Origin of the sequence: Pseudomonas sp. 43A (genome assembly GCF_013363935.1) — a bacterium.
Classification (GTDB): domain Bacteria; phylum Pseudomonadota; class Gammaproteobacteria; order Pseudomonadales; family Pseudomonadaceae; genus Aquipseudomonas; species Aquipseudomonas crudilactis.
Genome location: NZ_CP054880.1, coordinates 3946146 through 3971192 on the forward strand (window position 1 = coordinate 3946146; position 25047 = coordinate 3971192).

Annotated in this window: 18 protein-coding genes; 5 read left to right on the plus strand and 13 right to left on the minus strand. The window is 60.4% G+C overall.

What is annotated here, in order from left to right:
- Positions 1-3: 3 nt before the first annotated feature.
- The 6 genes from selB to fdnG are packed head-to-tail and all read right to left on the minus strand — an operon-like array spanning position 4 to position 8959.
- On the minus strand, positions 4-1920 hold the full coding sequence (selB, locus tag HUW52_RS17285) for a selenocysteine-specific translation elongation factor (protein WP_175555693.1): 1917 nt from the start codon (positions 1918-1920) through the stop codon (positions 4-6).
- A complete protein-coding gene (gene selA, locus HUW52_RS17290; RefSeq protein WP_175555694.1) occupies positions 1917-3320 on the minus strand; it encodes an L-seryl-tRNA(Sec) selenium transferase in 1404 nt (467 codons plus the stop codon). Before selA ends, selB begins: the two co-directional genes overlap by 4 nt.
- Before the next feature lie 45 nt (positions 3321-3365).
- Complete coding sequence (gene fdhE, locus HUW52_RS17295; RefSeq protein WP_016984222.1) at positions 3366-4292, minus strand: formate dehydrogenase accessory protein FdhE; 927 nt, start codon at positions 4290-4292, stop codon at positions 3366-3368.
- A gap of 3 nt (positions 4293-4295) precedes the next feature.
- Positions 4296-4961 carry a formate dehydrogenase subunit gamma gene (locus tag HUW52_RS17300; RefSeq protein WP_175554372.1) on the minus strand — a complete coding sequence of 222 codons (666 nt, stop codon included), beginning with the start codon at positions 4959-4961 and terminating at the stop codon, positions 4296-4298.
- On the minus strand, positions 4958-5893 hold the full coding sequence (gene fdxH / locus HUW52_RS17305) for a formate dehydrogenase subunit beta (protein WP_175554373.1): 936 nt from the start codon (positions 5891-5893) through the stop codon (positions 4958-4960). Before fdxH ends, HUW52_RS17300 begins: the two co-directional genes overlap by 4 nt.
- Entirely contained in the window at positions 5894-8959 is a 3066-nt protein-coding gene (gene fdnG / locus HUW52_RS17310; protein WP_175554374.1) for a formate dehydrogenase-N subunit alpha, read from the minus strand.
- Positions 8960-9278: 319 nt separating this feature from the next.
- Here fdnG and HUW52_RS17315 point away from each other — a divergent pair, with 319 nt between their 5' ends.
- From HUW52_RS17315 to HUW52_RS17330, 4 genes are all read left to right on the plus strand, one after another.
- Positions 9279-10433, plus strand: a complete 1155-nt coding sequence (locus tag HUW52_RS17315) for a MalY/PatB family protein (protein WP_175554375.1) — start codon at positions 9279-9281, stop codon at positions 10431-10433.
- A gap of 215 nt (positions 10434-10648) precedes the next feature.
- Entirely contained in the window at positions 10649-11506 is an 858-nt protein-coding gene (locus tag HUW52_RS17320; protein ID WP_016984227.1) for a glucose 1-dehydrogenase, read from the plus strand.
- Between the two features lie 90 nt (positions 11507-11596).
- On the plus strand, positions 11597-12940 hold the full coding sequence (locus HUW52_RS17325; protein ID WP_175554376.1) for a sodium:proton antiporter: 1344 nt from the start codon (positions 11597-11599) through the stop codon (positions 12938-12940).
- A gap of 188 nt (positions 12941-13128) precedes the next feature.
- A complete protein-coding gene (locus HUW52_RS17330) occupies positions 13129-13425 on the plus strand; it encodes a hypothetical protein (protein ID WP_016984229.1) in 297 nt (98 codons plus the stop codon).
- A gap of 249 nt (positions 13426-13674) precedes the next feature.
- Here HUW52_RS17330 and HUW52_RS17335 read toward each other — a convergent pair whose 3' ends face one another.
- The 4 genes from HUW52_RS17335 to HUW52_RS17350 all read right to left on the minus strand — a co-directional run bounded on the left by HUW52_RS17335 (position 13675) and on the right by HUW52_RS17350 (position 20180).
- Complete coding sequence (locus HUW52_RS17335; protein ID WP_016983364.1) at positions 13675-14211, minus strand: hypothetical protein; 537 nt, start codon at positions 14209-14211, stop codon at positions 13675-13677.
- A 76-nt stretch (positions 14212-14287) separates the two neighbouring features.
- Complete coding sequence (locus tag HUW52_RS17340; protein WP_175554377.1) at positions 14288-16207, minus strand: PAS domain-containing sensor histidine kinase; 1920 nt, start codon at positions 16205-16207, stop codon at positions 14288-14290.
- Positions 16208-16212: 5 nt separating this feature from the next.
- On the minus strand, positions 16213-18531 hold the full coding sequence (locus HUW52_RS17345) for an ATP-dependent DNA helicase (RefSeq protein ID WP_175554378.1): 2319 nt from the start codon (positions 18529-18531) through the stop codon (positions 16213-16215).
- Entirely contained in the window at positions 18528-20180 is a 1653-nt protein-coding gene (locus HUW52_RS17350; RefSeq protein WP_175554379.1) for a VRR-NUC domain-containing protein, read from the minus strand. Before HUW52_RS17350 ends, HUW52_RS17345 begins: the two co-directional genes overlap by 4 nt.
- A gap of 193 nt (positions 20181-20373) precedes the next feature.
- Between HUW52_RS17350 and HUW52_RS17355 the strand changes: the two genes are divergently transcribed.
- Complete coding sequence (locus tag HUW52_RS17355) at positions 20374-20598, plus strand: YgdI/YgdR family lipoprotein (RefSeq protein ID WP_016983368.1); 225 nt, start codon at positions 20374-20376, stop codon at positions 20596-20598.
- A 51-nt stretch (positions 20599-20649) separates the two neighbouring features.
- Here the strand turns inward: HUW52_RS17355 and HUW52_RS17360 are convergent, their stop codons facing one another.
- The 3 genes from HUW52_RS17360 to HUW52_RS17370 all read right to left on the minus strand — a co-directional run bounded on the left by HUW52_RS17360 (position 20650) and on the right by HUW52_RS17370 (position 25003).
- Complete coding sequence (locus HUW52_RS17360; protein ID WP_175554380.1) at positions 20650-21024, minus strand: hypothetical protein; 375 nt, start codon at positions 21022-21024, stop codon at positions 20650-20652.
- Positions 21025-21264: 240 nt separating this feature from the next.
- Positions 21265-23118 carry a polyurethanase gene (locus tag HUW52_RS17365; protein WP_175555695.1) on the minus strand — a complete coding sequence of 618 codons (1854 nt, stop codon included), beginning with the start codon at positions 23116-23118 and terminating at the stop codon, positions 21265-21267.
- 196 nt (positions 23119-23314) lie between these two features.
- Positions 23315-25003 (minus strand): polyurethanase, encoded by a 1689-nt coding sequence (locus HUW52_RS17370; RefSeq protein ID WP_175554381.1) that lies wholly within the window; start codon positions 25001-25003, stop codon positions 23315-23317.
- Between the last annotated feature and the right edge of the window lie 44 nt (positions 25004-25047).

Below are 25047 nucleotides of genomic sequence, written 5' to 3' on the forward strand. Positions count from 1 at the left end.
AACTCATTGCGCGTCGGCGTTGGCCAGCGCGTTGTCGAAGCGGATCTGGCGCGATTCGCCGAGGCGTCGGGTCAGGCCGACGCGGTCGAAATATTCGAGGTACTGAATACAGCGTTTGCGTCCCAAGCCTAGCGCATCGCGGAAGGTTGTCACCTGGATCTGCGGATTTTCCTTGGCCAGTTTGAGCAACACGTCGGCCATTCGGCGCAGTTGCGCGTCACTCAAAAACAGATCGCGTACCACTTGGTGCATCAAACCGAGCCGCGCCAATTTGCGCAGCAGCAGGCGTACGACCGCGTCGTCCTGGCCAAGCATTCTTGCGACGTCGCGCACCCATGGCGGGTCGAATCCGGCGTTTTCGAACAGAGGTTGCAGCTGCCGCCAGAGGCTTTCGTCCTCGGCATTCAGGCGCACCTGATGATCCGGCAGGTGCAGCCATGGGCCGCTCGCCTGGATTGAGCCGGCCGCCAGCAATTCATCCAGCAAACTCACAAACGTCGCACGCTCCAGCGCCAAACCACTGAAGCGGCGCAGGCGATCGCGATCCGGGCCCATCTGATCAGGCTCATGCTCATGAAACTGCGCGAGTTGCTCCAGCAGGGTGAACTTCAGTTGCGACCAGCGTTGCACGTTGAACAGTACCGGGCCTTGGCGGGTGTCGATCAGGCGGACGTTTTCCGCTAACGACCAGGTTGAGCGCGGGCGATTGAATTGGCGCTCCAGCCGTTGCGGATCGAGGCCGCCGGCGCTGTAGTCGAGTAGCACGGGCAAGAGTTGTTCGAACTCGTTGCCAGAAGCCAAGGTGCGCAGTTGCGCCAGACGTTCGGGGCTGCGGCGTTGTCGTGCCGGGGCGGACGGATCGAGTACCTGGCCACCGCCCAAGGTGCGTTGCGCGCTCTGGTCGCGCAGGATCAGTCGATCGCCCTTCACCGCGTGCACCGGCGCGTTGATCAGCAACTGCGCAAACATCCGTTCGCCGGGACTCAGGCGCGGGCCTTCGAGCAAAGCCACCCGCGCAATGACATCCTGTGTACCCAGATGCACATGCACCGGGTGAAAGTGTTCAAAGGTGCGTTCGCCGGGCAGCAGTTGAAACTCGATATCGACCCGTTGCGTCGGGGCATGCAGCCACTCGCTCAGCAACCAATGGCCGCGATGGATCTGCGCCAGTTCAAGGCGTTCGCCGCTCAGGTTCAATGCCACCCGTTGCCCGGCGAAGGCGTGTTCGGCGGGTTGATTCTGCGCGTGCAAGCCGCGCACTCGCACAGTTTTCCCGCAAGGCCCGAGGGTGAGTTTGTCGCCGACAGCGACCGCACCCGACAACGCCGTCCCGGTGACCACGATTCCCGCACCGGCAACACTGAACGCGCGGTCAATGGCCAGCCGAAATCCGCCTTCGCGACTACGTTGCTGCACTTCTTGTTGCGTTTGCAGCAACGCCTGGCGCAACTCATCGATACCCTGCCCGCTCACGCTCGACACCGTGAAGATCGGTGCTTGGGCAAACGGCCCCGGTTCCAGCAGATCGAGAATCTGGCGCTGCACCTCTTCCACCCTGCCCGACTGAACCCGGTCGCATTTGGTGATCGCCACCAAGGCGCGGGGAATGCCGAGCAATTCAACAATCGCCAGATGTTCACGGGTCTGCGGCATCACGCCGTCGTCCGCCGCGACCACCAGCAACACCAGATCAATGCCCTGGGCGCCGGCCAGCATGTTGTGGGTGAATTTCTCGTGGCCGGGGACGTCGATAAACCCGGTCAGCCCCGCGCCCGGTTCCAGTTCGGCATAGAGATAGCCAAGGTCGATGGTCATCCCGCGTTCGCGTTCCTGCGGGCGGCGGTCGCCGGTTTGTCCGGTCAGGGCTTGCAGCAACGACGTTTTGCCGTGGTCGATATGCCCCGCCGTGCCGACGATCACGGCTCGACCTGCAACTGCGGCAACTGCGCGAACCACGACGGTTCATCGTCGAGCTGGCGCAGATCCAGCCACAGCGCATCGTCGTCAATGCGCCCGAGCACCGGAATCGGCAAGTCGCGCAACGCCGCTTCCAGATGCAACAGGCAACGCCCGCGCAAACGTTTCGACACTTGCGGACGACAACACAGCGCCGCACTCGGCAGGCGCGCCACCGGTTGGCTGCCGCTGCCGATCATGCCCAAGGCCTCCACTGCACTGACCTGCCAGCGCTCACCCAACACCTCAGTCATCAAAGGCTGCAAGCGCAAAGCCTGGGCGAAGATGTCAGCCTGCGGGCGGGTCAACAGCCGCAAACTCGGCAGACGTTCGGCGAGGCGATCCGGATCGCGATACAAACCCAGCACCGCCTCCAGCGCCGCCAAGGTCAATTTATCGACCCGCAATGCGCGTTTCAGCGGGTTCTTCTTGATCTTCGCGATCAGCTCTTTGCGCCCCACGATCAACCCTGCCTGCGGGCCGCCGAGCAACTTGTCGCCGCTGAAAGTGACGATATCCGCGCCATCCAGCAATGCCTGACGCACCGTCGGTTCGGCCGGCAAACCCCAACGGGTCAGATCGAGCAGACTGCCGCTGCCCAGATCTTCCAGCAGCGGCAAACCATGGCGATGGGCCAACTCGGCGAGTTCAGCGGTCGGCACGCGAGCCGTAAAACCCTCGATGCAGTAGTTGCTTGCATGCACGCGCATGATCAAACCACTACGAGGGCTGATTGCCGCTTCGTAGTCGCGGGCGTGAGTGCGATTGGTCGTGCCGACTTCGTGCAGACGCACGCCGGCGCGGGCCATGATGTCGGGGATGCGGAAAGCGCCGCCGATCTCGATCAGCTCGCCACGGGAAATGATGCCTTCCTTGCGCGCGCCCAGGCTGTTGAGCGTCAGCAGCACGGCAGCGGCATTGTTGTTGACCACGGTGACGGCTTCGGCGCCGGTCAGTTCGCGGATCAGGCCTTCGATCAGGTCATCGCGATCACCGCGTTTGCCACTGGCCAGATCGAATTCCAGATTCAGCGGATAACGCGCGGCCATTTGCACCGCTTCGATGGCTTCGTCCGGCAACAAGGCGCGGCCGAGGTTGGTGTGCAGGACGGTGCCGGTGAGGTTGAACACGCGGCGCACATGGCTGCGTTGTTGCTGGGCCAGGCGTTCACCGACGCGGCCGGAGAGCACTTCGGGGCTGATTTCGACGGCTGATAATTGCCCGTTCAACACGCTCGGGCGCAATTCATCGAGTAACTGGCGCAAACCCGCCAGCAACGAATCACGCCCGTGACGCTCAAGCAAAGGCACACATGCCGGGTGACGCAACACACCATCAATGGAAGGTAACCGCAGGGACATCAGCCACTCCTGGAGACAGATCACTGCGCCAGAGTGTAGACGTTCAGATCATTCGTCTCCTGGTGCCAGTAACAGATTCGGTGCCAGACGCTGATAGCCGTCCTGCGCCAGACGCATGTCCAACAGCAGACTGCTCAAATCAGCCGACAACGCCTCAGCATCGGCATCGTTTTCCAGATAAACCAGTTTCAGATAACTGTTACAGCCCGGACAGACTTCCGCCCTCAGCGGCGCCTGATTCGCCGCGTGGCGATCATCCTCAAGGCTCAGATAATCAAGCCCTTTACTCGACTCGCAATACACGCATTTGACCCGCACCACATGCCATTCGCAGGCACACAGCGAGCAGACCAGATAACGCAAACCGTTGTGCTTGCCGCGATGGCGGATCACCCCGGCCATGGCCGGCGAACCGCACGCCGGGCATTGGCTGAGGCTGTCGCCGGGTTTGAGTTTCAGGTCCGGCGCGCTGAGCAGCCAGTGACTCCACGCCACTTGCAGCGCCGCGCCAAGAAACGGCACCAGTTGCGCCGGCACCATTGAGTATTGGCCACTGACCAACGCCACGGCCCACGAACGTAACTGGCCGGTACTGGCGACGCGTAACGTCGTAACCGCGTCAATAACGGCAGGTTGTTCAGCAGGTTCATAACGCTGCAGCAAAGCGCCGAGATAAGCCTGCCAGCCCTCTTCTCGCACCAGCGTGTCAGCCGCGAACGGCGGCAAACCATGCTGCTGACAGGCCTCAATGCGTTGCTGATCAAACGGTGCCGTCAGTGGTGGATCGTCAAACACCTGCTGCTGCACCCGGCACAATCCGGCAATCAGCCGCAGATACTCGGCCAGCGCATGCCCCTCGGCCAGTTGCTCTAATCGAGCGGCCCGCAGCGCAAACAGATTCGAAGGCGGCAGATACAGAAACGGCGGCGAACTCGCCGCCGCTTCGATTTCCCCAGGTTCCAGAATGGTTGGCAAAAGTCAGCCCTTTTTGGTGATCGGTCGCTCCGGCTCGTCCGGTTGACGTTCGTCGCGGGTGATGTCGCGATACCAGAGTTCATGGTGTTTTTTCGCCCAGGCGCGGCTGACCCAGCCGTGCATCATTGCGTCGACCGAGCCCTTGATCCACAGCCCGGCATAGATGTGAATGATGATGCTCAGCACCAGAATGAACCCGGCCAGCGCATGCAACAGCATCGCCCAGCGAATCACGCTGATGCCGAAGTACGCACTGAAATACGCGCGCCAGATCACCAGCCCGGTAAACAGCAAACCGAGCATGCACAGCAGTAAAGTCCAGAACAGCAGCTTCTGCCCGGCGTTGTACTTGCCTACCGGCGGCACGCTTTCTTCATCGTTGACCAGCACCCGATCGATGCGGCGCATCCATTTCCAGTCGTTGTCGATAAAGAAGTTCGCACGCCAGAAACGCAACACCAGGCCGAGGAACAACACAAACATCGCCACGCCCATGAACGGATGCAGAATCCGCGTCCACGGCCCGCCACCGAACAGGTTGCTCAGCCAGAACAGCGACGGATGAAACAACGCCAGCCCGGACAGCCCGGCCATGAAAAACAGGATCGCCACCAGCCAGTGATTGGTGCGCTGGTTGGCGGTGTAACGCAGGATCGTCTTGTTGCTCATGGCCGCTCCTCCCCGCGTGGATCGAAGGTGTGCACCGCCGGATCGACGACGTGCACCGAGGTGTCGGGTGGCGCCGGATGCTCATCCTCTTCAACCCGGTTCGGGCCGATGCGCACGTAATGGAAGAACCCGGCCAGCACCGCCGCGCCCATGGCCAGCAGGCCCAAGGGTTTGCTGATGCCTTTCCACAGGCCCACCAACGGACTGATCGCCGGATCCTGCGGCAGGTTGGCGTAGATGGTTGGCGTGTCGGCGTGGTGCAGCACGTACATCACGTGCGTGCCGCCGACGCCTGCCGGGTCATACAGACCGGCGTTTTCAAAGCCACGGCTTTTCAGGTCGACGATGCGTTCGGCAGCGTGTTCCTTCATGTCTTCCTTGGTGCCGAACATGATCGCACCGGTCGGGCAGGTTTTCACACAGGCCGGTTCCAGCCCTACTGCCACGCGATCCGAACACAAGGTGCACTTGTAGGCCTTGTGATCCTTTTGCGAAATGCGCGGAATGTTGAACGGGCAACCGGTGATGCAATAGCCGCAACCGATGCAGTGATCCTGATCGAAATCGACGATGCCGTTGGCGTGCTTGATGATCGCGCCCGGGCTCGGGCACGCCGCCAGACAACCAGGTTCGGCGCAGTGCATGCAGCCGTCCTTGCGGATCAGCCACTCAAGGTTGCCGGCGTCGGTTTCGTGTTCGGTGAAACGCATCAACGTCCAGGTTTCCGCGCTCAGGTCTTGCGGGTTGTCGTAGGTGCCATGGTTGTGGCCGACCTCGTCGCGCAGCTCGTTCCATTCCGAGCAGGCGACCTGGCAGGCCTTGCAGCCGATGCATTTGGTGGTGTCGATCAGCTTGGCGACCGCTTCCTGATTCCTCACCGATGGCGGCACCGTGGTGGTGGCCGAGCGGGCAATGATGTCTTGGCTGGCCATTTACAGTTTCTCCACGTTGACCAGGAATGACTTGGATTCCGGGGTCTGGGTATTGCCATCGCCGAGGAACGGCACCAGGGTGTTGGTCAGGTAACCGTGGCGCGTCAGGCCGGTGAACCCCCAGTGCAGCGGGATGCCGATCTGATGCACGACCTGGCCGTTGACCTGCAGCGGCCGGATCCTCTTCGTCACCACCGCCACCGCTTCGATAAAGCCGCGTTTGCAACTGACCCGTACGCGATCACCGGCAGCAATGCCCTTCTCTTTCGCCAGCACTTCGCCGATTTCCACGAACTGCTCAGGCTGGGCAATCGCGTTCAACTTGCAGTGCTTGCTCCAGAAGTGGAAATGCTCGGTGAGCCGGTAACTGGTGCCGGCGTACGGGAAGTCCTTGGCCTCGCCGAGGGTTTCCCAGACCGAATCGAAGATCCGCGCCGCTGGGTTGCTGGTGGCTTTTTTGTTTTGCGGGTGCAGTGGGTTGATGCCGATCGGCGTTTCGAACGGCTCGTAGTGCTCGGGGAACGGGCCTTCGTTCATCTTGTCGACGGCGAAGAACCGCGCAACGCCTTCGGGGTTCATGATGAACGGGTTCATCCCGGCTTCCGGCGGCACGTCAGCCTTGTAGTCCGGCACGTCGGTGCCGCCCCAGGCCTTGCCGTTCCACCACACCAGACGTTTTTTCGGGTCCCACGGTTTGCCGGCGACGTCCGCCGAAGCGCGGTTGTAGAGAATCCGCCGGTTGGCCGGCCAGGCCCACGCCCAGCCCAAGTGCTGGTGCATGCCGAACGGGTCGCTGTTGTCGCGGCGGGCCATCTGGTTGCCGGCCTCGGTCCAGCTGCCGGCGAAGATCCAGCAACCGGACGCGGTGCTGCCATCATCCTTGAGCAAACCAAACCCGGCCAATTGCGAGCCAGCCTTGACCGCAACGCCAGCGGCATCGGTGAAATCCGCCAAGGCGCTGCCATTGATTTCCTTGGCCAATTCCTCTGGCGAAGGCTCGTCAGGGATCTTGTACGGCCATGTCAGTTTCAGCAGCGGATCGGGGAATTTGCCGCCCTCGGCCTGATAGCGTTTGCGCAGGCGCAGGAACAATTCGCTCATGATGCGGATGTCGGTCTGCGCTTCGCCGGGGCCGTCGGCACCCTTCCAGTGCCATTGCAGCCAGCGACTGCTGTTGACCAGCGAGCCGTCCTCTTCGGCAAAACAGGTGGTCGGCAGGCGAATGACTTCGGTCTGGATTTCGTCGGTTTTCACATCGTTATACGGCCCGACGTTGTGCCAGAACTCCGAGGTCTCGGTGGCCAGCGGGTCCATCACCACCAGCCATTTCAACTTCGCCAGGGCACCCATCACGCGGTTTTTGTCCGGCAGCGCGGCGATCGGGTTGAAGCCCTGGCAGAAGTAGCCGTTGACCTTGCCCTGGCTCATCAGGTCGAACATCTTCAGAACGTCGTAGTTGGGAATGTCGAGTTTCGGCAAATGGTCGTAGCACCAATTGTTCTCGACGGTGGCGTTGGCGCCGTACCACGACTTCATCAGGCTGACGTGGAATTTGCTGTAGTTCTGCCAGTAGGACAGTTGGCCCGGGCGCAGCGGTACCTGCGTGCGTTTATGGATGAAAGCGTTGTAGTCCTGCTCGCTGTCCTGGCCCAAGGTCAGATAGCCCGGCAGTGCATTCGAGAGCAGGCCAAGGTCGGTCAGGCCCTGAATGTTCGAGTGCCCGCGCAAGGCGTTGACCCCACCGCCCGGCATGCCGACGTTGCCCAACAACAGTTGCACCATCGCCGCGCTGCGAATGATCTGCGCGCCGATCGAGTGCTGCGTCCAGCCGAGGGCGTAGAGAATCGTCATGGTCTTGCCCGGTGTCGAGCAGGTGGCGATTTCTTCCCAGATTTTCTGCATGGCGTCGACCGGCATGCCGCAGATCTGGCTGGCGAGGTCGATGTTGTAGCGGCTGTAATGCTGCTTCATCAATTGATAGACGCAGCGCGGATCCTGCAGAGTCGGATCGACCCTGGCGAAACCGTCTTCGCCCAGCTCGTAACCCCAGCCGGATTTATCGGTGTAGCTGCGTTTGGCCACGTCGTAGCCGCTGAAAATCCCGTCTTCAAAGCCATAGCCGGCTTTGACGATGAACGACACGTCGGTGTAGTTGCGCACGTATTCGTGCTGGATCTTGTCCTCGGTCAGCAGGTAATTGATCAGCCCGCCCATGAAGGCGATGTCGGTGCCGGTGCGGATCGGCGCGTAATAGTCGGCCACCGAAGCGGTCCGGGTAAAACGCGGATCGACCACGATCAGCCGCGCAGCGTTATGCGCTTTGGCCTCGGTCACCCATTTGAAGCCGCACGGATGCGCTTCTGCAGCGTTGCCACCCATCACCAGGATCAGATTCGCGTTGGCGATATCGGTCCAGGTATTGGTCATGGCACCACGGCCGTACGTCGGGGCAAGACTTGCCACCGTCGGGCCGTGTCAGACACGCGCCTGGTTATCGAACCCCAGCATGCCGAGACTGCGAATCACCTTCTGGGTGATGTAACCGGCTTCGTTGGACGCTGCCGACGCGGCGAGGAACCCGGTGCTCAGCCAGCGATTCACCGTCTGCCCGTTGGCATTTTTCTCGATGAAGTTGGCGTCGCGGTCGGTTTTCATCAGGTCGGCGATGCGGTCGAGCGCTTCGTCCCAACTGATCCGCGTCCATTCGCTGCTGCCCGGTTTGCGCGTTTGCGGGTAGAGCAAACGGCCGGGGCTGTGAATGAAGTCGAGCAGGCCTGCGCCTTTCGGGCAGAGGGTGCCGCGGTTGACCGGGTGGTCGGCGTCGCCCTCGATGTGAATGATGCTTTGCGCTACGTTCTTCGCTCCATCGCCCTGGCTGTACATGATCAACCCGCAGCCGACCGAGCAATACGGACAGGTGTTGCGGGTTTCATGGGTGTGGGCAAGCTTGAAGTGGCGCACCTGCTCGGCGAAGGCTGGCGTCGGGGTCATGCCCAACGCGCCCAGGCTCGAGCCTGCAAGGCCGATACCGGCGACCTTGAAGAACTGACGACGGCTGAGATCCATCGTGCACTCCTGATCAGGTGGAACCCGGTACTTGAGCCGGGTTTTATCTGGACAATCACGGTTGCGGCAAATTTGTGCCGACTTTTTTACTGTAGACAATGACCTTACGTTCTGTGTGAAAACCGACCGTCGGCCGTTTGTCGGCTCTTTCATTGAAGACCACCAAACCCTGTGGGAGCGAGCTTGCTCGCGAAAGCGGTGTGTCAATCAACATCGATGCTGGCTGATCCGACGCCTTCGCGAGCAAGCTCGCTCCCACATGGATCGCGTAAGGCTTAGAATGGCGTCCAGGACCAATCCCGCCCTCACGAGACCGCGCATGACTTTCGATTTTGATCAGGTATTCGACCGCCACAACACCGGCAGCACCAAGTGGAGCCGCTATTCGGCCGATGTGTTGCCGATGTGGGTCGCTGATATGGATTTCGCCGCGCCGCCGGTGGTGATCGAGGCCTTGCAACAACGCCTGCTGCACCCGTTGATGGGCTACAGCGTGCCTCAGGAAAGCCTGCGCGAAGCCATCGTCGCCGACCTCTGGAACAAGTACGCCTGGAAGGTCAAACCGCAGGAGCTGATCTTTCTGCCGGGCGTCGAGTCTGGTTTCAACATGGCTTTGAAAGCGTTGATGCAGCCACAACAGAAAGTCGTGGTACAGGTGCCGAACTACCCGCCGCTGCGTCATGCGCCGGGGCACTGGGGCTTGAACAAGGTTGAACTGGAATTCATCGCCCAGACTGACGGCACTTACCTGACGCCGTTGGACGTGTTGCGTGAATCGCTGAACGGTGGCGGCGCGCTGTTGCTGAGCAATCCGCACAACCCGATCGGTAAAGTTTTTGCCCGTGAAGAGCTGCAAGCTGTGGCCGATATCTGTGCGGCGCAGGACGCGTGGATCATCTCCGACGAAATCCACGCCGAGCTGTGCTTCGACGGTCGCGTACACATTCCGACCGCTTCGTTGAGCCCAGAAATTGCCAAGCGCACCATCACCCTGATGTCGGCGAGCAAGGCCTACAACATCGCCGGCCTGAAGACCTCGTTCATGATCATTCAGGACGCAGCCCTGCGGGAGCGCGTCAACCACGCCCGTTGCGGCATGGTCGACAGCGTCAACCCGCTGGGCATGGAAGCCACCCGCGTGGCCTATAGCGAAGGCGCGCCGTGGCTGGCCGAATTAAAAACCTATCTGCTGGGCAATCGTGACTGGCTGGTTGACGCGGTGCGCAGCCGTTTGCCAGGCGTGACCATCAATGTGCCGCAGGGCACGTATCTGGCCTGGCTGGATTGCTCGGCGCTGGACCTGGATGATCCGCAGCAGTTCTTCCTTGAGCAGGCCAAAGTGGGGCTGAGCGCCGGTCTGGACTTCGGCGATCAACACCAGCAGTTCGTGCGCCTGAACTTCGGCTGCCCGCGTTCGTTGCTGGAAGAAGGCATCGCCCGCATGGAGCGCGCCCTGACCCACCGCATGATCTGAAACCTCAGATGATCCCTTGTGGGAGCGAGCTTGCTCGCGAAAGCGGTGGTTCAGTCGACATTGACGTCAGCTGACACTCCGCTTTCGCGAGCAAGCTCGCTCCCACATTGGGTTTTGCATTTCCAAGTCAGAAATGCGGTGTAAATCCGATCGAACTCACGGCAAACACACCGGGTCAACCGCCCATACCAGCCATGAGACCTCGGAGACCCGCGATGACCGACTATCCAAAACCACCCTTCCCGGCACAAGCCCAAGCCGTTCCCGGTTCGCAACGCAAAATGGAGCCCTATCCCGATTGCGGCGAGCAAAGCTACGTCGGTTCCGGGCGACTGGCCGGCAAGATTGCCCTGATCACCGGCGCCGACAGCGGTATCGGCCGCGCCGTGGCCATTGCTTTCGCCCGTGAAGGCGCGGACGTCGCTGTGGCCTATTTGAATGAACACGAAGACGCCAAGGAAACCGCACGCTGGGTCGAACAGGCCGGACGTCAGTGCCTGTTGCTGCCCGGCGATATCGCGCAGAAATCCCACTGCCAGGCGTTGGTCGACCAAACCGTCGAACGCTTTGGCCGCATCGACGTGCTGGTCAACAACGCCGCGTTCCAGATGACTCACGAAAACTTTGAGGAAATCCCCGACGAAGAATGGGTGATGACCTTCGACGTCAACATCACCGCGATCTTCCGCCTGTGTCAGGCGGCGATCAAACACATGCGCGCCGGCTCGTCGATCATCAACACCAGCTCGGTCAACTCGGACATGCCCAAACCCACCCTACTCGCCTACGCCACCACCAAAGGCGCGATTGCCAATTTCACCGGCGGCCTGGCGCAAATGCTCGGTCCCAAGGAAATCCGTGTGAACTGCGTGGCACCGGGGCCGATCTGGACGCCACTGATCGTCTCGACCATGCCCGATGAAGAAGTGCAGAACTTCGGTGGAAACACCCCGCTCGGCCGCCCCGGCCAACCGGTGGAAGTCGCGCCAATCTACGTGCTGCTGGCCTCGGACGAAGCGAGTTACATCACCGGCCAGCGCTATGGCGTGACCGGTGGTAAACCGATGCTGTGATGACCCCTTCGCCAACGCCTACAGTAAAACTGAAGGCCCATTGAACACGGTGCGATTGCCGTCACATCGACCACTTGAGGGCGGCAGATCATGAGTTTTATCGTGTGGGTGGCGGTGCTCGGCGCCGTGCTGTTGACCCTGGCACTGACTTCGTCCTACCTGCGCTGGATGCCGGTGACCACATCGGCAGTTTGCTTGCTGCTGGGGATCGGCATTGGCCCCAGCGGCCTCGACTTGCTGAAACTGCCTCTTCAAGAAGCTTCGCTGTGGATGGAGCACCTGACGGAAGTTGCGGTGTTGTTTTCCCTGTTCGTCTGCGGTCTCAAACTGCGGTTACCCCTGCGCGACAAGCGTTGGCGGATCGCCTGTGGTCTGGCCGGGCCAGTGATGGTGCTGACCATCGCTGGCGTTGGTCTGCTGCTGCATTTTGCCTTGCGCTTGCCGTGGGGGCCGTCTTTGTTGATCGGCGCGATTCTGGCACCGACCGACCCGGTGCTGGCGGCGTTGGTGCAGGTCAACGATGCGCGGGATGTCGACAGCGTACGTTTCGGTCTCTCTGGCGAGGCCGGGTTGAACGATGGGATTGCCTTTCCGTTTGTGATTCTCGGTCTGTTGTTGATGCACGGCGACGGCAGTGCTGCCGAATGGCAAGGCTGGGTGTTGCGCAACGTATTGTGGGCAGTGCCTGCTGGATTGCTTACCGGTTACTGGATGGGCCGCGGTATCGGTCGCGTGACCCTTTCGTTGCGAATCCACAATGACGACAGCACGCTCAGCCCCAATGATTATCTGGCGCTGTCGTTGATTGCTCTGGCCTATGTCGTTGCCGAAGCCATCGGCGGATACGGCTTCCTGTCGGTATTCGCCGCCGGGTTGGGCCTGCGTCAGGTCGAAGTCAAATCCACCGGCGCCGGCCAGCCGCCCGCCGAGCATCTGGTGCAACCGGTGGTCGGTCATCAGAACGTCGAACCGCAGCACGCGGTGCACGGCGATACAGAGCGGTTGGAAAGCAGTCAGGTGGCCGCAGGAATAATGATGGGTGACATGCTGTCGTTCGGCGGTCTGGTCGAGCGCGCCATGGAAGTGTTTCTGGTGACCCTGCTCGGCGTAGTGCTGGTGGCGCACTGGGACTGGCGGGCGTTGCTGGTGGGCGGCGTGCTGTTCTGCCTGATCCGCCCTGCCTGTATTGCGCTGATGCCTTGGGGTGCACTGCTGGAGGGGCGGCAACGGCTGTTGATTGGCTGGTTCGGCATTCGCGGGATCGGTAGTCTCTTCTACCTGTTTTACGCCTTGAATCATGGGCTGACCGATAGCGTGGCCAGCGTGTGTACCGACCTGACCCTGTCGGTGGTGGCATTGAGCATCTTGCTCCACGGCATCAGCACGCAACCGATCCTGGCTCGCTACGAACAACGTAAAAAACAAAAAAACTGATTTTTATTTCTCGGATTTATTCGGAGGAATGATCGAATTTTTTTCTTGAAAAAAATGGATCCCTCGGCAATTGCCGGCAGTCACAAGCATAACCCCTCGCCGGATGTGTCCGGTGGGGCCCGGCAGGTTCGGTTCCCCTGCGGCGTTAAGCCTGTGAAAAGGAATCCTTGAAGAATAAGGTTACGGTCATGAAAGAATGCTCGACTCCTGCGCAAATCAAGGCTTGCAGAGCACTGGCTCTGGAACGCAATCGTCAACTGTTCGATAACGCCCATACGCTTAACCGCGCGGCCAATGCGCTGCTCGATGTGGCTGATATGGACATTGAACAGTTTGAGCACTACCGGGCGCTGCGCAAGAAAGCCGATTCGATGTTTGAAGATGCTATCGATCATTTGTGCGTGTTGAACGAGGATTTTCCGCCGATCCCGATGTCGTCGCAGAATTCGGTGGCGTTGCGTCGAGAGCTTGAGACCGTGGAATGAGCTGAAAGCCCCCTCACCCTAGCCCTCTCCCCCTGGAGAGGGAACTGACCGAGGTGAATGGTTGAGGTACGTCGACGTGAGATACCGAGTCGAACGCAGATTTTGAACAGCACAAAAATCTGCTCCCTTCCCCCTCTCCCCCATTGGGGGAGAGGGCTGGGGTGAGGGGGATCGATCTTAATGGCTACACAAAATCCACGCGAATTAAAAAGCCCGGCTACATGAGCCGGGCTTTTGCGTGAGGACCAGTCATCCCCCCGGATTGGTCACCTGAATAAACACCGCATAGCTCCCCAGCAACACCCAAAACGTCGCAAAGATCCAAGGCGTGCGCACTGAAAACAGCAGCGACTTGCGATAGCCCTTGTGGCTCGACTCCATCTCGCTGAACAGCGGCGATTCGTCGTACGCCAGGCCCATCAGCGGCTCGCTATGGAGCAAGTGGCTCTGCTTGAAATGCCAGTGATCGATGATGTCATACGCAGCGCGAATCCCCGGCCAGGCGTTCAGCGAACTGAGCAGCCCAAGCAGCGCCAGAAACGGCGGCACCACGAGCGTGAACAACTTGCCCCACTCCGGGTTGAGATTAGCCATGCACGACGCAAAGGCGATCACCAGAAACGACTGCGCCGCCAGATAGGCGTCGGTGCGGTTGGCGAGGATGCTGGTTTCGTACTGGATCTCCCGCCGGTAGAAATCCAGTCGTTCCTTGGGTGAGCCGAACATCTTGGCGTCATGTTCGGTCAGGGTTTCTTCAGCGGTGGGCTCAGTCAGTATGCGAGACAAAAGATGCACGCTCCGGGGTGGGGAAAACGTTTAGAAGTCCCCGTTCGCGCGCAGTTCAGCCGGATTGACCGGCGCCTCACTTCATCGATTGAGCAATGATTGCCACCAGATTCATCTGCGTGAACGGCTTGGGCAACCGTGGCAGTTGCGCAGCAAAACCTTCCAGACGCTCGGCGTAACCGGTGGCCAGGATAATCGGCAGATCCGGTTTGAGCAGGCGCACTGCGTGGGCCAGTTGCGCGCCACTCATCTGCGGCATGGCCATGTCGGTAATCATCAGGTCGACGACTTCGCCCTGATCGAACAGCGCCAGCGCCTGCGCACCGGACGTCGCACTGACCACCCGATGACCGAGGTCTTCGAGCAACAGACTGGTGCTGGTCAATACCAGTGAGTCGTCATCCACCACCAGTACGCTGAGTCTTGGCACCACCACCGGTTCGGCGTTTGGCAATAGCGGCTTGCTGGCCGTGCCCTCGACCGCCACCGGAATCCACAACTCAGCCGTGGTGCCCAGGGCCTTTTCGCTCTTGAGAATGAAGCGGCCACCGAGCTGTTCAATGAAGCCGTGGACCATCGACAATCCCAGTCCAGTGCCCTTGCCCAAGCCTTTGGTGGTGAAAAACGGATCTCTGGCCGACGCCAGCGTGTGCTCATCCATGCCCTCGCCGTTATCGATCACACTGAGGCAGACGTAACGCCCCGCCGGCAGATCAGAATGCCCCAGCTCGAGCACCACTTGCGGTTCAGCGCTGATGGTCACCGTACCGCCGTCAGGCATGGCGTCGCGGGCGTTGGTCGCCAGATTGAGCAAGGCCAGCTCCAGTTGATTGGTGTCCGCCAGCACCGGTTCCAGATCTTCGGGAAACCGCGTATCGATACGGATGCCCGGCCCCAGCGAACTGCGCAGCAACCCGGTAATGCCCTGAACCAGTTGCGCAATATCGACCGACTCGGTTTTCAATTCCTGACGGCGGGCAAATGCCAGCATGCGCTGGGTCAGCGACACGCCACGCAATGCACCTTGGGTGGCGTTTTCCAGCAGGCGGCTGATTTTCGGATCGTCGCCCACACGTTTGTGCACGATCTCGAGGTTACCGAGGATCACCGTCAGCAGATTATTGAAGTCATGGGCGATGCCGCCGCTGAGTTGCCCGATCGCCTGCATCTTCTGCGCCTGAAACAGCGCTTCGCGGGTTTTCTCCAGCGCTTGCTGGGCTTGATGGGCCTCAGTAACGTCGCGGGTGATCTTGGCAAACCCGAGCAACGTGCCGGTATCGCCGCGAATCGCATCGACCACCACATGGGCCAGAAACCGCGTGCCGTCCTTGCGCATGCGCCAGCTCTTGTTTTCAAAACGGCCTACGCGGGTGGCGATTTCCAGCGCCCGTTCAGGCTCGCCGATTTCGCGGTCTTCGGGGGTATAGAAGATCGAAAAGTGCTGACCGATGATTTCCTCCGGCAAATAGCCCTTGATCCGCTGCGCGCCCTGGTTCCAGTTGCTGACCCGGCCTTCGGGGCTGAGCATGTAGATCGCATAGTCAGTGACGCCTTGCACCAGCAAGCGGAACTGCTGCTCGCTTTGCTTGAGGGTTTCCTCGGCCATTTTGCGGTCGGTCAGATCGCGGGTGATCTTGGCGAAGCCGAGCAGCTTGCCGTCGGGATCAATGATCGGATCGATGACCACATGCGACCAGAAATTGGTGCCGTCCTTGCGCACCCGCCAGCCCTCGCCTTCGAAGCGCCCTTCACGGATGGCGGTATCGAGCGCGCGTTGCGGCAGGCCGGCGGCGCGGTCGTCAGCGGTATAAAAACGCGAGAAATGCTCGCCGAGGATTTCCGCTTCTTCATAGCCCTTGAAGCGTTTGGCGCCGGAGTTCCAACTGGTGATGATGCCGTCCGGATCGATCATGTAGATCGCATAGTCGACCACCGCATCGATCAGCAGACGAAAACGCATCTCTTCGATCGCCGCGGTCTTGTTTTTCTCGCTCATCACACTCACCAGCCACTGTCATGATCGGAAGTATGCGGCAATCCAGCGAATTGGGAAGCGGCCGTCTCATGATTGATCGCCCACCAGCGCGGCAGCAGCTGTTTGATCCGGCTCTCGGCAAAGCGATCGTCAATCAGCATGACCACGCCACGATCCTCACGGGTGCGGATGACTCGCCCGGCGGCCTGTACCACTTTTTGCACGCCGGGGTACAGGTAGGTGTAGTCGTAACCGGCGCCGAAGATCGCGGCCATGCGGTATTTGAGTTGTTCATTGACCGGATTGAACTGAGCCAGCCCCAATGTCGCGATGAACGCGCCGATCAAGCGCGCACCGGGCAAATCGATGCCTTCGCCAAACGCACCGCCCAACACGGCAAAGCCAATGCCCTGGCTGTGCGCGGTGAATTGATCGAGAAACGCCTGCCGCGCCCCTTCGAGCATGCCCCGCGACTGCTGCCAAAGGGTGATGTGCGGATAGCGCTCGGCCAGTAACGACGCCACTTGTTGCAGATAATCGAAGCTGCTGAAAAACGCCAGATAGTTGCCCGGGCGCTCGCTGAACTGCCGCGCGATCAATTCGACAATCGGCTCAAGCGAGGCCTGCCGATGATTGAAGCGCGTCGAGATACGGCTGACGATCTGCACCTGCAACTGCTCGGCGCAAAATGGCGATTCGACGTCGATCCACACGGTGTCGGCGGGCGTGCCGAGCAAATCGGCGTAATAGTGACGCGGGCTGAGGGTCGCGGAAAATAGCACGCTGCTGCGCGCCGCTTTCAGGCGTGGGCCGATGAATGCGGCGGGCACCACATTGCGCAGGCACAATTGCGACAGCGGCTTTTTACGCTCAAGGTCGCGCTTGCTGATGTCGAACAGGTAATGCTCGTCGTACAGCTCCGCCACCCGGGCGAATTGCAGCAGGTCGAAATAGAAGTTCTGCAAGGCGCTGTCGAGACCCTGCGGATGATCGTTGAGGTAATCACCAATGGCGGCGCAACACAGCGAGATCGCTTGCAGGAGTTTTTCCGGGGCTTTGTCGTACGCCTGATACGCCGCCAGTTGCGGCGCATGCAGGGCGTTCCATTCACGGTTGATGCGTTGCAGGGAGTTTTTCAGCGCGGCGGGTGCGGTTTTGCGCACGCTGCCTAGCGTGAACTGATCAAGAGTGGCGCTGTACATCTGCCGGCCGCGCTCGACGAGGTTGTGCGCCTCGTCCGCCAGCACCGCGACTTTCCACTGATTGAGCTGGGCGAGACCGAAGAGCATGGCGCTGAAGTCGAAGTAATAGTTGTAGTCGGCGATCACCACGTCTACCCAGCGGGCCATCTCCTGACTCAGGTAATACGGGCACACTGCGTGTTGCGCGGCGACCTCGCGCATGGCCGCTTGATCGAGCAAGCGGATTCGACTGGCCGCTTCCCGCGCGGCCGGCAGGCGATCATAAAAACCTTGGGCCAACGGGCAGGACTCGCCGTGGCAGGCTTTGTCCGGGTGTTCGCAGGCCTTGTCGCGGGCGACCATTTCCAGCACCCGCAAAGGCAAGGCTGGCGACTGATCGAACAACACCTGACTGGCATCCAGTGCCAATTTGCGTCCCGGCGTCTTGGCGGTGAGGAAGAACACCTTGTCCAGTTGCTGCGGCGCCAGAGCCTTGAGCATCGGGAACAGCGTGCCGAGGGTTTTGCCGATACCGGTCGGCGCCTGGGCCATCAGACAACGGCCAGTGCTGACGGCTTTGAACACTGACTCGGCCAGATGCCGCTGACCGGGACGAAAATCGGCATGGGGAAACGCCAGTTGTTGCGCGGCCAGATTGCGCGCTTCGCGATGGGCCATTTCCTGTTCCGCCCATTGCAGGAACAGCGTGCATTGCTGCTCGAAAAAGGTTTTCAACGCATCAGCGCTGAACGCCTCGACCAGACAGGTCTCTTTCTCGCTGACGATATCGAAATACACCAGCGCCAGATTGATCTGCTCAAGTTCGAGTTTGCGGCACATCAACCAGCCGTAGATCTTTGCCTGTGCCCAGTGCAACTGGCGATGATTGGCCGGTTGTTTGCTCAGGTCGCCACGGTAGGTTTTGACTTCTTCCAGGCAGGTTTGCGCCGGGTCGTAGCCGTCCGCCCTGCCCTTGACCTTCAACTGCAGGAACTCGCCTTCGAGCGCCACTTCGCTTTGATATTTGTCGCTGCGCCGCGAGGCCACGGTGCGGTGCCCGGCGATACCTTCCAGCGCCGTGGGTGATGGGGTGAAGCGCAGGTCTAGGTCGCCGGTCTTGGCGGTGAACTCGCACAGTGCGCGCACGGCAATGCTGTAACTCAAGCGCTCTGCTCCGCCCATTGCACGTAACACACGGCCACCGGCATCTGGTGCTGGTGGCAGAACTCCAGCCAGCGCAGTTGATTGTCCTGCAGGCGATCGCCGGGGCCTTTCACTTCAATCATTCGGTAGGTTTTGTGCTGCGGCCAGAACTGGATCAGGTCGGGCATGCCGGCGCGGTTGGCCTTGATGTCGAGCAGCAAACGGTTGAACCAGTGTTTGAGGTGTTCGGCGGGCAGACAGGCCAGTGCTTGCTCCAGCAACGTTTCATTCAATGCGCCCCAGAACACGAATGGCGACTGAATGCCCCACTTGTCGATGAAGCGCTGGCGAATGGTCGCCGTATAGCGACCGTCATCGAGTTCGCGCAGGCACGCCTGAAACAGCTCGGCGCGGCGTTGCTGGAAGTCTTCATTGAGCAAGTCCACCGGGCCCCGCTGGAACGGGTGAAAGAACGCGCCAGGCAACGGCGCGAAAATCGCCGGCCAGCACAACAGGCCGAACAGCGAATTGATCAGGCTGTTTTCCACGTAATGCACCGGGCCATCGTCATCGTGCAAGTGCGCCTGCACGTAAAACTCCACGGACAATGCGGGATCGCTGCGCGGCAAGTGCAGGTCCAGACGCTCGACCGGTCTGGCGGCTGCACGTTTGAGCGGCGGGCCACCGAGTTTGCGCCGCACCCTTGGCAATATCCGTTGCAGGCCTTGCTGCTCGGCGGCGCTTTCCGGCGCCTGTTCCGCCAGCGTTGCGAGTTCCAGTGCCAACGGGTATTCGCCGCTGCGCTCCAGCACACGAATCATGCGCAAACGCGCGCCGGGATAGCCGCAGTTGCGGTAAATGCTCAGGGCCAGGGCAAATTCGCTGATGCGTTCGCAGTACTGGCCGATCTGAAACAGCACCTTGCCACGCCGGCGTTGCAGCCACGGGTTGTCAAAGTGCAGCGTACTGACCTGCTCGACGATGGTGTTCAGTGGTTCGCCGGCCTCGAAGCGCATTTGGCAATTGTGCAGGAACAGGCAGGCGTCGACGTCTTCGCGGCGGCGCAGGCCTCGTGAATCGGCGCAGAATTCGACTTTTTCATAGGTGAAGATGCCGAGGTCAGCGAGGACGAATTCCGACCAGTCCTGATACAGGTTGCCGAAGAACATCAGCCGCAAGCGGTCGCACAGGTCCATGATGGTCAGGCTGAACAGCCGGTCATCGAGCAGCGGCGCCCAGTCGCGCAGGCTGCGTAATTCGCTGAACTGCTCGGCCAATAGCGGCAGCCAGTCATCCTTGCGCCCCTTGGGCTGTTCGATGGCGGCGCCGAAGGCTTGCAGAATCTCGGCTTTGAGCAACACGTCGAACAACTCGGCGAGGGCCAGCGGCGCGTGTTCGTCGATCCAGCCATGCTCAAGCAGCGGTTGCGCAGCTACGGCAATGTCACCGATTTCAGCGTAATTGAGTTTGCCGGCGCGGAAATGCACGCCCTTGCGCATGACCATCCGCACCAGCAAACCTTGAGTCGCGCGGGGCAAAGCCTTGAAGTCATGGATAAAGGCGTGTTCCATTTCGCTCATCACATCGGCATAACGAAGCTCAAGCCAATCAAGCACTTGCCGGAAGTTATTAAGGTAATAGAACGGATCATCGAGGGGATTGGCGGTCACGGGAATTCTGGGCCATGGCGAGCAAGTACTGGTTATGCGTACAGATAACAGCTGAGCCCTGCCCGGTGCAAACGGAAAATGATCAATGGCATTTTTTCGCCGGGCTATCGAACTTTTCCCCCGGAGATGGCACCAACCGCGTTAGAGGGCCGACAATGCTCGGCATCACATGAATGAGGATTTAGAGGTGGGTATGAAAATCAAAGCACTGGGTATCCCTTTCGCCGTCGTTGCCGCGCTGGCACTGGCCGGTTGCTCGACCCCGACGGTAGTCACTCTGCAGAACGGCACCCAGTATCTGACCAAGGACATGCCGAAAACCAAAACCAAGGACGGCTTCTATGAGTTCGAGGATATTTCCGGGGCCAAGGTGAAGGTCCGTGCTGATGAAGTGGCCACGGTTCGCGAAGAAGACTGACTCACGGCGATCATTCCCATGCTGCGCGTGGGAATGACCATAAGTTGAGTGTTATTCGAAGGTCGGCATGCCCGGAATGCTGCCGTCACAAGGCATGTACGTGCCACCGCGCTTGACCACTTCACCCTGCAAGCGCCGGCAGCGTTCCAGATCCTGCTGCGCCATGCGATCGATGCTCAGATTGCCGGTGGTTTGCGGCTGCTTGCCGTCACCCAGGCGCAGGGTCACGAACGGTTGTTCGGGCTGAATCTGAAAGCGGCTCTTCTCTTCCACCGGTTCGACCACCTCGGTTTTCGGCGGGCTCGGCAGCTGATCGGTGGTGACGCCGTAACGGCTCAGAATCGAGCTTTGAGGCAGATCGGCGCAGACATTGGCCGAACACAGCGCCAGTGCAACGAACCCGACATACCCCTTGAAACCTTTCACGTTTGAATCTCCTGTACTCAATGGCGGCTAGCTATAGAACGTGTGTGCACGTGCTGGCTTTAGGCCGCATTTCCTGTTTTGCAGGGGTTTGAGTCAGGTCGTGGCCATCGAGTCACTTTTAACACCGCGTTATCGTTCTTCGCGAGCAGGCTCGCTCCCACAGGGGTTTTGTAAACGACATAGATCCAGTGTGGGAGCGAGCTTGCTCGCGAAGAGGCCCTTACCGGCGCCCGATCAACATCAGGCAATCACAATGCCGTCAGCACTCAGGCTGTTCAGCGACACCCCGACCAACGTCACCGAATCGTTGCCAAACGTCAGCACCGTATCCTGCCCGACAGTCGCAGCATGGGCACGGAAATCCTCCGCCGGCAACACACCCTGCACACCGAGAAACACCAGTTTGTCGTTGGACGTGTAACCGACCACCCGATCCTGCCCAAACGCGCCGTTGAACAGGAACGTATCCGCCCCGCCCCCCGACTCCATCAGGTCATTGCCAGCGCCGCCGACAAACACATCGTTGCCCGCGCCACCCATCAGGTGATCGTTGCCGTCCAGCCCGAACAGCCAGTCGCCACCGGCATGCGCGTTCAGCGTGTCGGCGCCGCCGGTGCCTTTGACGCTGGATTCGTACGCAGTGACATTGTTGCCGACCTTCAAACCGCTGGCCGTGACGCTGTGCGTCACATCATCCTTGAACAGCCCCCAGAGAAACCCCGGTTCCTTGGTGACAATGCTGCCGATGTCGCGGGTGATGCTGATCCCGCCCTTGGCGTCGCGCACGTAGAGATTGCCGGCGCCGTCATTGGCGAAGTCAAAGTTCTTAACCGCGCTTTGCAGATCGAGGGTGTTGCTGCCCTGCCCGCCAAGGATGACGTTGTAGCCGCCGCCGTCGCGGAAGGTGTCGTTGCCGGCGCGACCTTCCAGATAATCGTTGCCGCTACCGCCCTGGATCAGGTCATTGGCGTCACTGCCAATGATGAACGTGCTGCCCTTGTGGGTTTCAGCGTTGCGGTTGAGGTCCTGCACCCAGGTGTTGGCCCGCGCCGGATCCGAGAGGTTGGCGACGATGATCGTCGAGTCGCGGCTGGTCAGGTCGTAGAATTTTGAGTCGATCACGCGGTTCATGCCGTCGCCATACGCGGTCGGCAAGTGCGAGATCCAGGTGGGAATATTGAGGATCGAGTACGGCAGCAGATTCCACGCCGTTGAGGCGTAGTGATCGTTGAAGCTGACGATGTTGTCGGTGGCCGATTCTTTGGGCGCATCGTGCACGCCGACGGAGGCGCCGGTGAAGGTCGAGCCGTCGAGGGCGCGGAACACCGGGTCGTTTTCGTAGCCGACGTTGAGCACCTTGTCGGTGCTGCTTTGCGTTGGCGAGGCGTAGGCGATGTAGTTGGAGTCGGCAAAGAAGCCGCCCCACTTGCCGCCGCTCAGGTCGGCCATGCTGTTGACCGCCAGGCCGCCAAGGCTGTGGCCGCTGACCAGTACGTCCTTGCCGGTGAGGCCGTTGGCCTTGGCAAACGCCACCACATCATTGAGCAGATTGCCGAAGGCTTCACCGACGTAATTCTTCGCGTAATCCTTGGGACCGAAGGCGGCGAGCAGGTCGTTGATGACGTCGCCGATGGAGTCGAGGATCAGGTTTTCCCGCGGACCGCTGGTGCCGCGAAAGGCAATGCCGAGTTCGGTGAGATGGCCCTGGGCGTCGTACTTGCCGAGGATTTCCACTTGCGCGGTGGTGTAACCGGCCTTCTCACCGAAGAAGGTTCCGCGCGCGTCGGTCTTGCCGTCGTAGCCCAGTTGCGAGGCGGTGATGGGCGTCCAGCCGGCCTTTTTTACCGCGTCGAGGGCGAGTTTTTCCGAGTCGGGGTTCCACGGAATGCCGGGGATGACACCTTGCGAATCGGTGCCGCCGAGCAGCGCCGTGACCAGTGTGGCGGGCAGGCCGAGGCCGAAACCGTTGTGCTGATAACCGGCGGCAAAGCCGTTATCGAGGTTGTGATAGGAATACAGCGTGATCGCCATGGCATCGCTGAACAACGCCTTGGAATCGGCTGTGCCGAAGTTCTTGTAGTCATACACACCCATTGCCATTGCCTCTCTCTTGTTGGAATTGTTAGAGATAGCTCACAGCCAGGGCGCCCCACGGGGACGCCCCGGAGCATTTCAGTACTACTTGTTGCTGTTTACTGTGGGAGCGAGCTTGCTCGCGAAAGCGGCGCGTCAGGTACGAGTACTTCAACTGACACTACGCATTCGCGAGCAAGCTCGCTCCCACATTGGATCACGCGAACATGAAATTAGAGTCCGACAGGTTAGCCACTCCCACCCCGATCAGGGTCACGGCATAGTCGCCAATCTTCAGCACGGTATCGTTGCCGGTCTGCGACGCGTGTTGCTTGTAGTCGTAGCCCTGCCCCGCGCCTTCAACGCCCATGAACACCAGTTTGTCGCTGCCCTGGTAACCGTTGATGGCATCGAAACCGAACGCACCGCTGAACAGGAACGTGTTGTTGCCACCCACGGCGCTCATCACGTCGTTGCCGGCGCCACCGACAAAGGTCACATGGCCCTTGTCGCTGATCAGCTTGTCATCGCCACCAAGGCCGAACAGCCAGTCACCGTCGGCCGTGGCGTGCAGCGCATTGCCGTAGCCGTCGCCACTGAGCGAATGGTTGTATTGGGTCAGTTCGTTGCCATTGGTCAAACCTTTGGCCGTAACGCCCCAGGTTATTTCCTTGCTGCCCCACCACGAGCCCGACTCCTTGCTCACCAGCGCGCCAATGTCGCGGGTCATGCTGATGCCGCCGTAGGCGTCGCGCACGTACAGCGTGCCGTCACCGTCGTTGGCGAAGCTGAAGTTCTGCAACGGTTTTTGCAGTTCGAAGGTGTTGTGCCCCTGGCCGCCGAGCAGAATGTTGTAGCCGCCGTCATCACGGAAACGGTCATCGCCGCCCAGGCCTTCGAGGAAGTCGTTACCCGCGCCGCCCTTGAGCCAGTCGTTGCTCTGGGTGCCGATGATGAAGGTGCTGCCGGTGTGCGGCTCGCCACTGCGGCCGAGATCCTCGACCCAGGTCTTGCCCCGGGATGCTTCTTCCAGATTGGAGACGATGATCGTCGAGTCTTTATGCGTCAGGTTGTAGAACGTCGAATCGATGACCCGATTCAAGCCATCGGCATAGCCCAACGAGCTGTGGGCCGACCAGTTCAGCGGATTGACGATGCTGAACGGCACCAGGTTCTGCGCGGTGGACGCGTAGTTGTCGTTGAAGTTGACGATGTTGTCAGTGGTCGAATCGTGCGGCTTGTCGTGCTTGCCCATCGACGCTGTGCTGAACGTGGTGCCATCGAGCACACGGAACACCGGATCGTTCTCAAAGCCGATGTTCAGCACGTTGTTGCCAGTGCTGCTCTGGGTTGGCGAGGCGAAGGTGATGTAGTTGGCATCCTTGAAGAAGCCGCCCCAGTTGCTCGCGCTCAATTCGGCGACACTGTTGACGCCGAGCCCGCCGAGGCTGTGACCGCTGAGCAGCACGTCCTTGGCGGCGATGCCGTTGGCAATCGCGAATGCGGCGACCGCCTTGAGCAAATTGTCGAAGGCGTTTTTCGCGTAATTGCTCGCGTAATCCGACGGCCCGATAGCGGCCAGCAGGTTGTTTTTCAGATCGCCGAAGGTGTCGCTGTAACCCAACCCACCTGTGCCACGAAAGGCCACGCCGATGCCGATCAACTTGCCGGCAGCGTCGTATTTGCCGAGCACTTCGGCCTCGGCACTGGTGAAGCCATCCTTCTCACCAAAGAACGTGCCCTGCGGCCCGACCTTGCCTTGATAACCCAGCGCCGTCGCCGTGACCGGCGCCCAAGCGGTGGCCGGCAACGGCTTGCCAGTCGGCGTGTAGGCATACAGCGTCAGTGCGATGGCGTCGCTGTACAACGCTTTGCCATCGGCATTTTTATAATCGAACAGTCCCATGTTGTGCTCTCTCTTCCTTCAAATGACTGGCAGCTCTTTGCAGA

Excerpts from the sequence above, each read along its gene's own strand:
- HUW52_RS17300 (WP_175554372.1), bottom strand. The coding sequence starts at position 4,961 with ATGAGCAACAAGACGATCCTGCGTTACACCGCCAACCAGCGCACCAAT.
- fdxH (WP_175554373.1), bottom strand. The coding sequence starts at position 5,893 with ATGGCCAGCCAAGACATCATTGCCCGCTCGGCCACCACCACGGTGCCG.
- HUW52_RS17315 (WP_175554375.1), top strand. The coding sequence starts at position 9,279 with ATGACTTTCGATTTTGATCAGGTATTCGACCGCCACAACACCGGCAGC.
- HUW52_RS17320 (WP_016984227.1), top strand. The coding sequence starts at position 10,649 with ATGACCGACTATCCAAAACCACCCTTCCCGGCACAAGCCCAAGCCGTT.
- HUW52_RS17325 (WP_175554376.1), top strand. The coding sequence starts at position 11,597 with ATGAGTTTTATCGTGTGGGTGGCGGTGCTCGGCGCCGTGCTGTTGACC.
- HUW52_RS17330 (WP_016984229.1), top strand. The coding sequence starts at position 13,129 with ATGAAAGAATGCTCGACTCCTGCGCAAATCAAGGCTTGCAGAGCACTG.
- HUW52_RS17340 (WP_175554377.1), bottom strand. The coding sequence starts at position 16,207 with ATGAGCGAGAAAAACAAGACCGCGGCGATCGAAGAGATGCGTTTTCGT.
- HUW52_RS17355 (WP_016983368.1), top strand. The coding sequence starts at position 20,374 with ATGAAAATCAAAGCACTGGGTATCCCTTTCGCCGTCGTTGCCGCGCTG.
- HUW52_RS17365 (WP_175555695.1), bottom strand. The coding sequence starts at position 23,118 with ATGGGTGTGTATGACTACAAGAACTTCGGCACAGCCGATTCCAAGGCG.
- HUW52_RS17370 (WP_175554381.1), bottom strand. The coding sequence starts at position 25,003 with ATGGGACTGTTCGATTATAAAAATGCCGATGGCAAAGCGTTGTACAGC.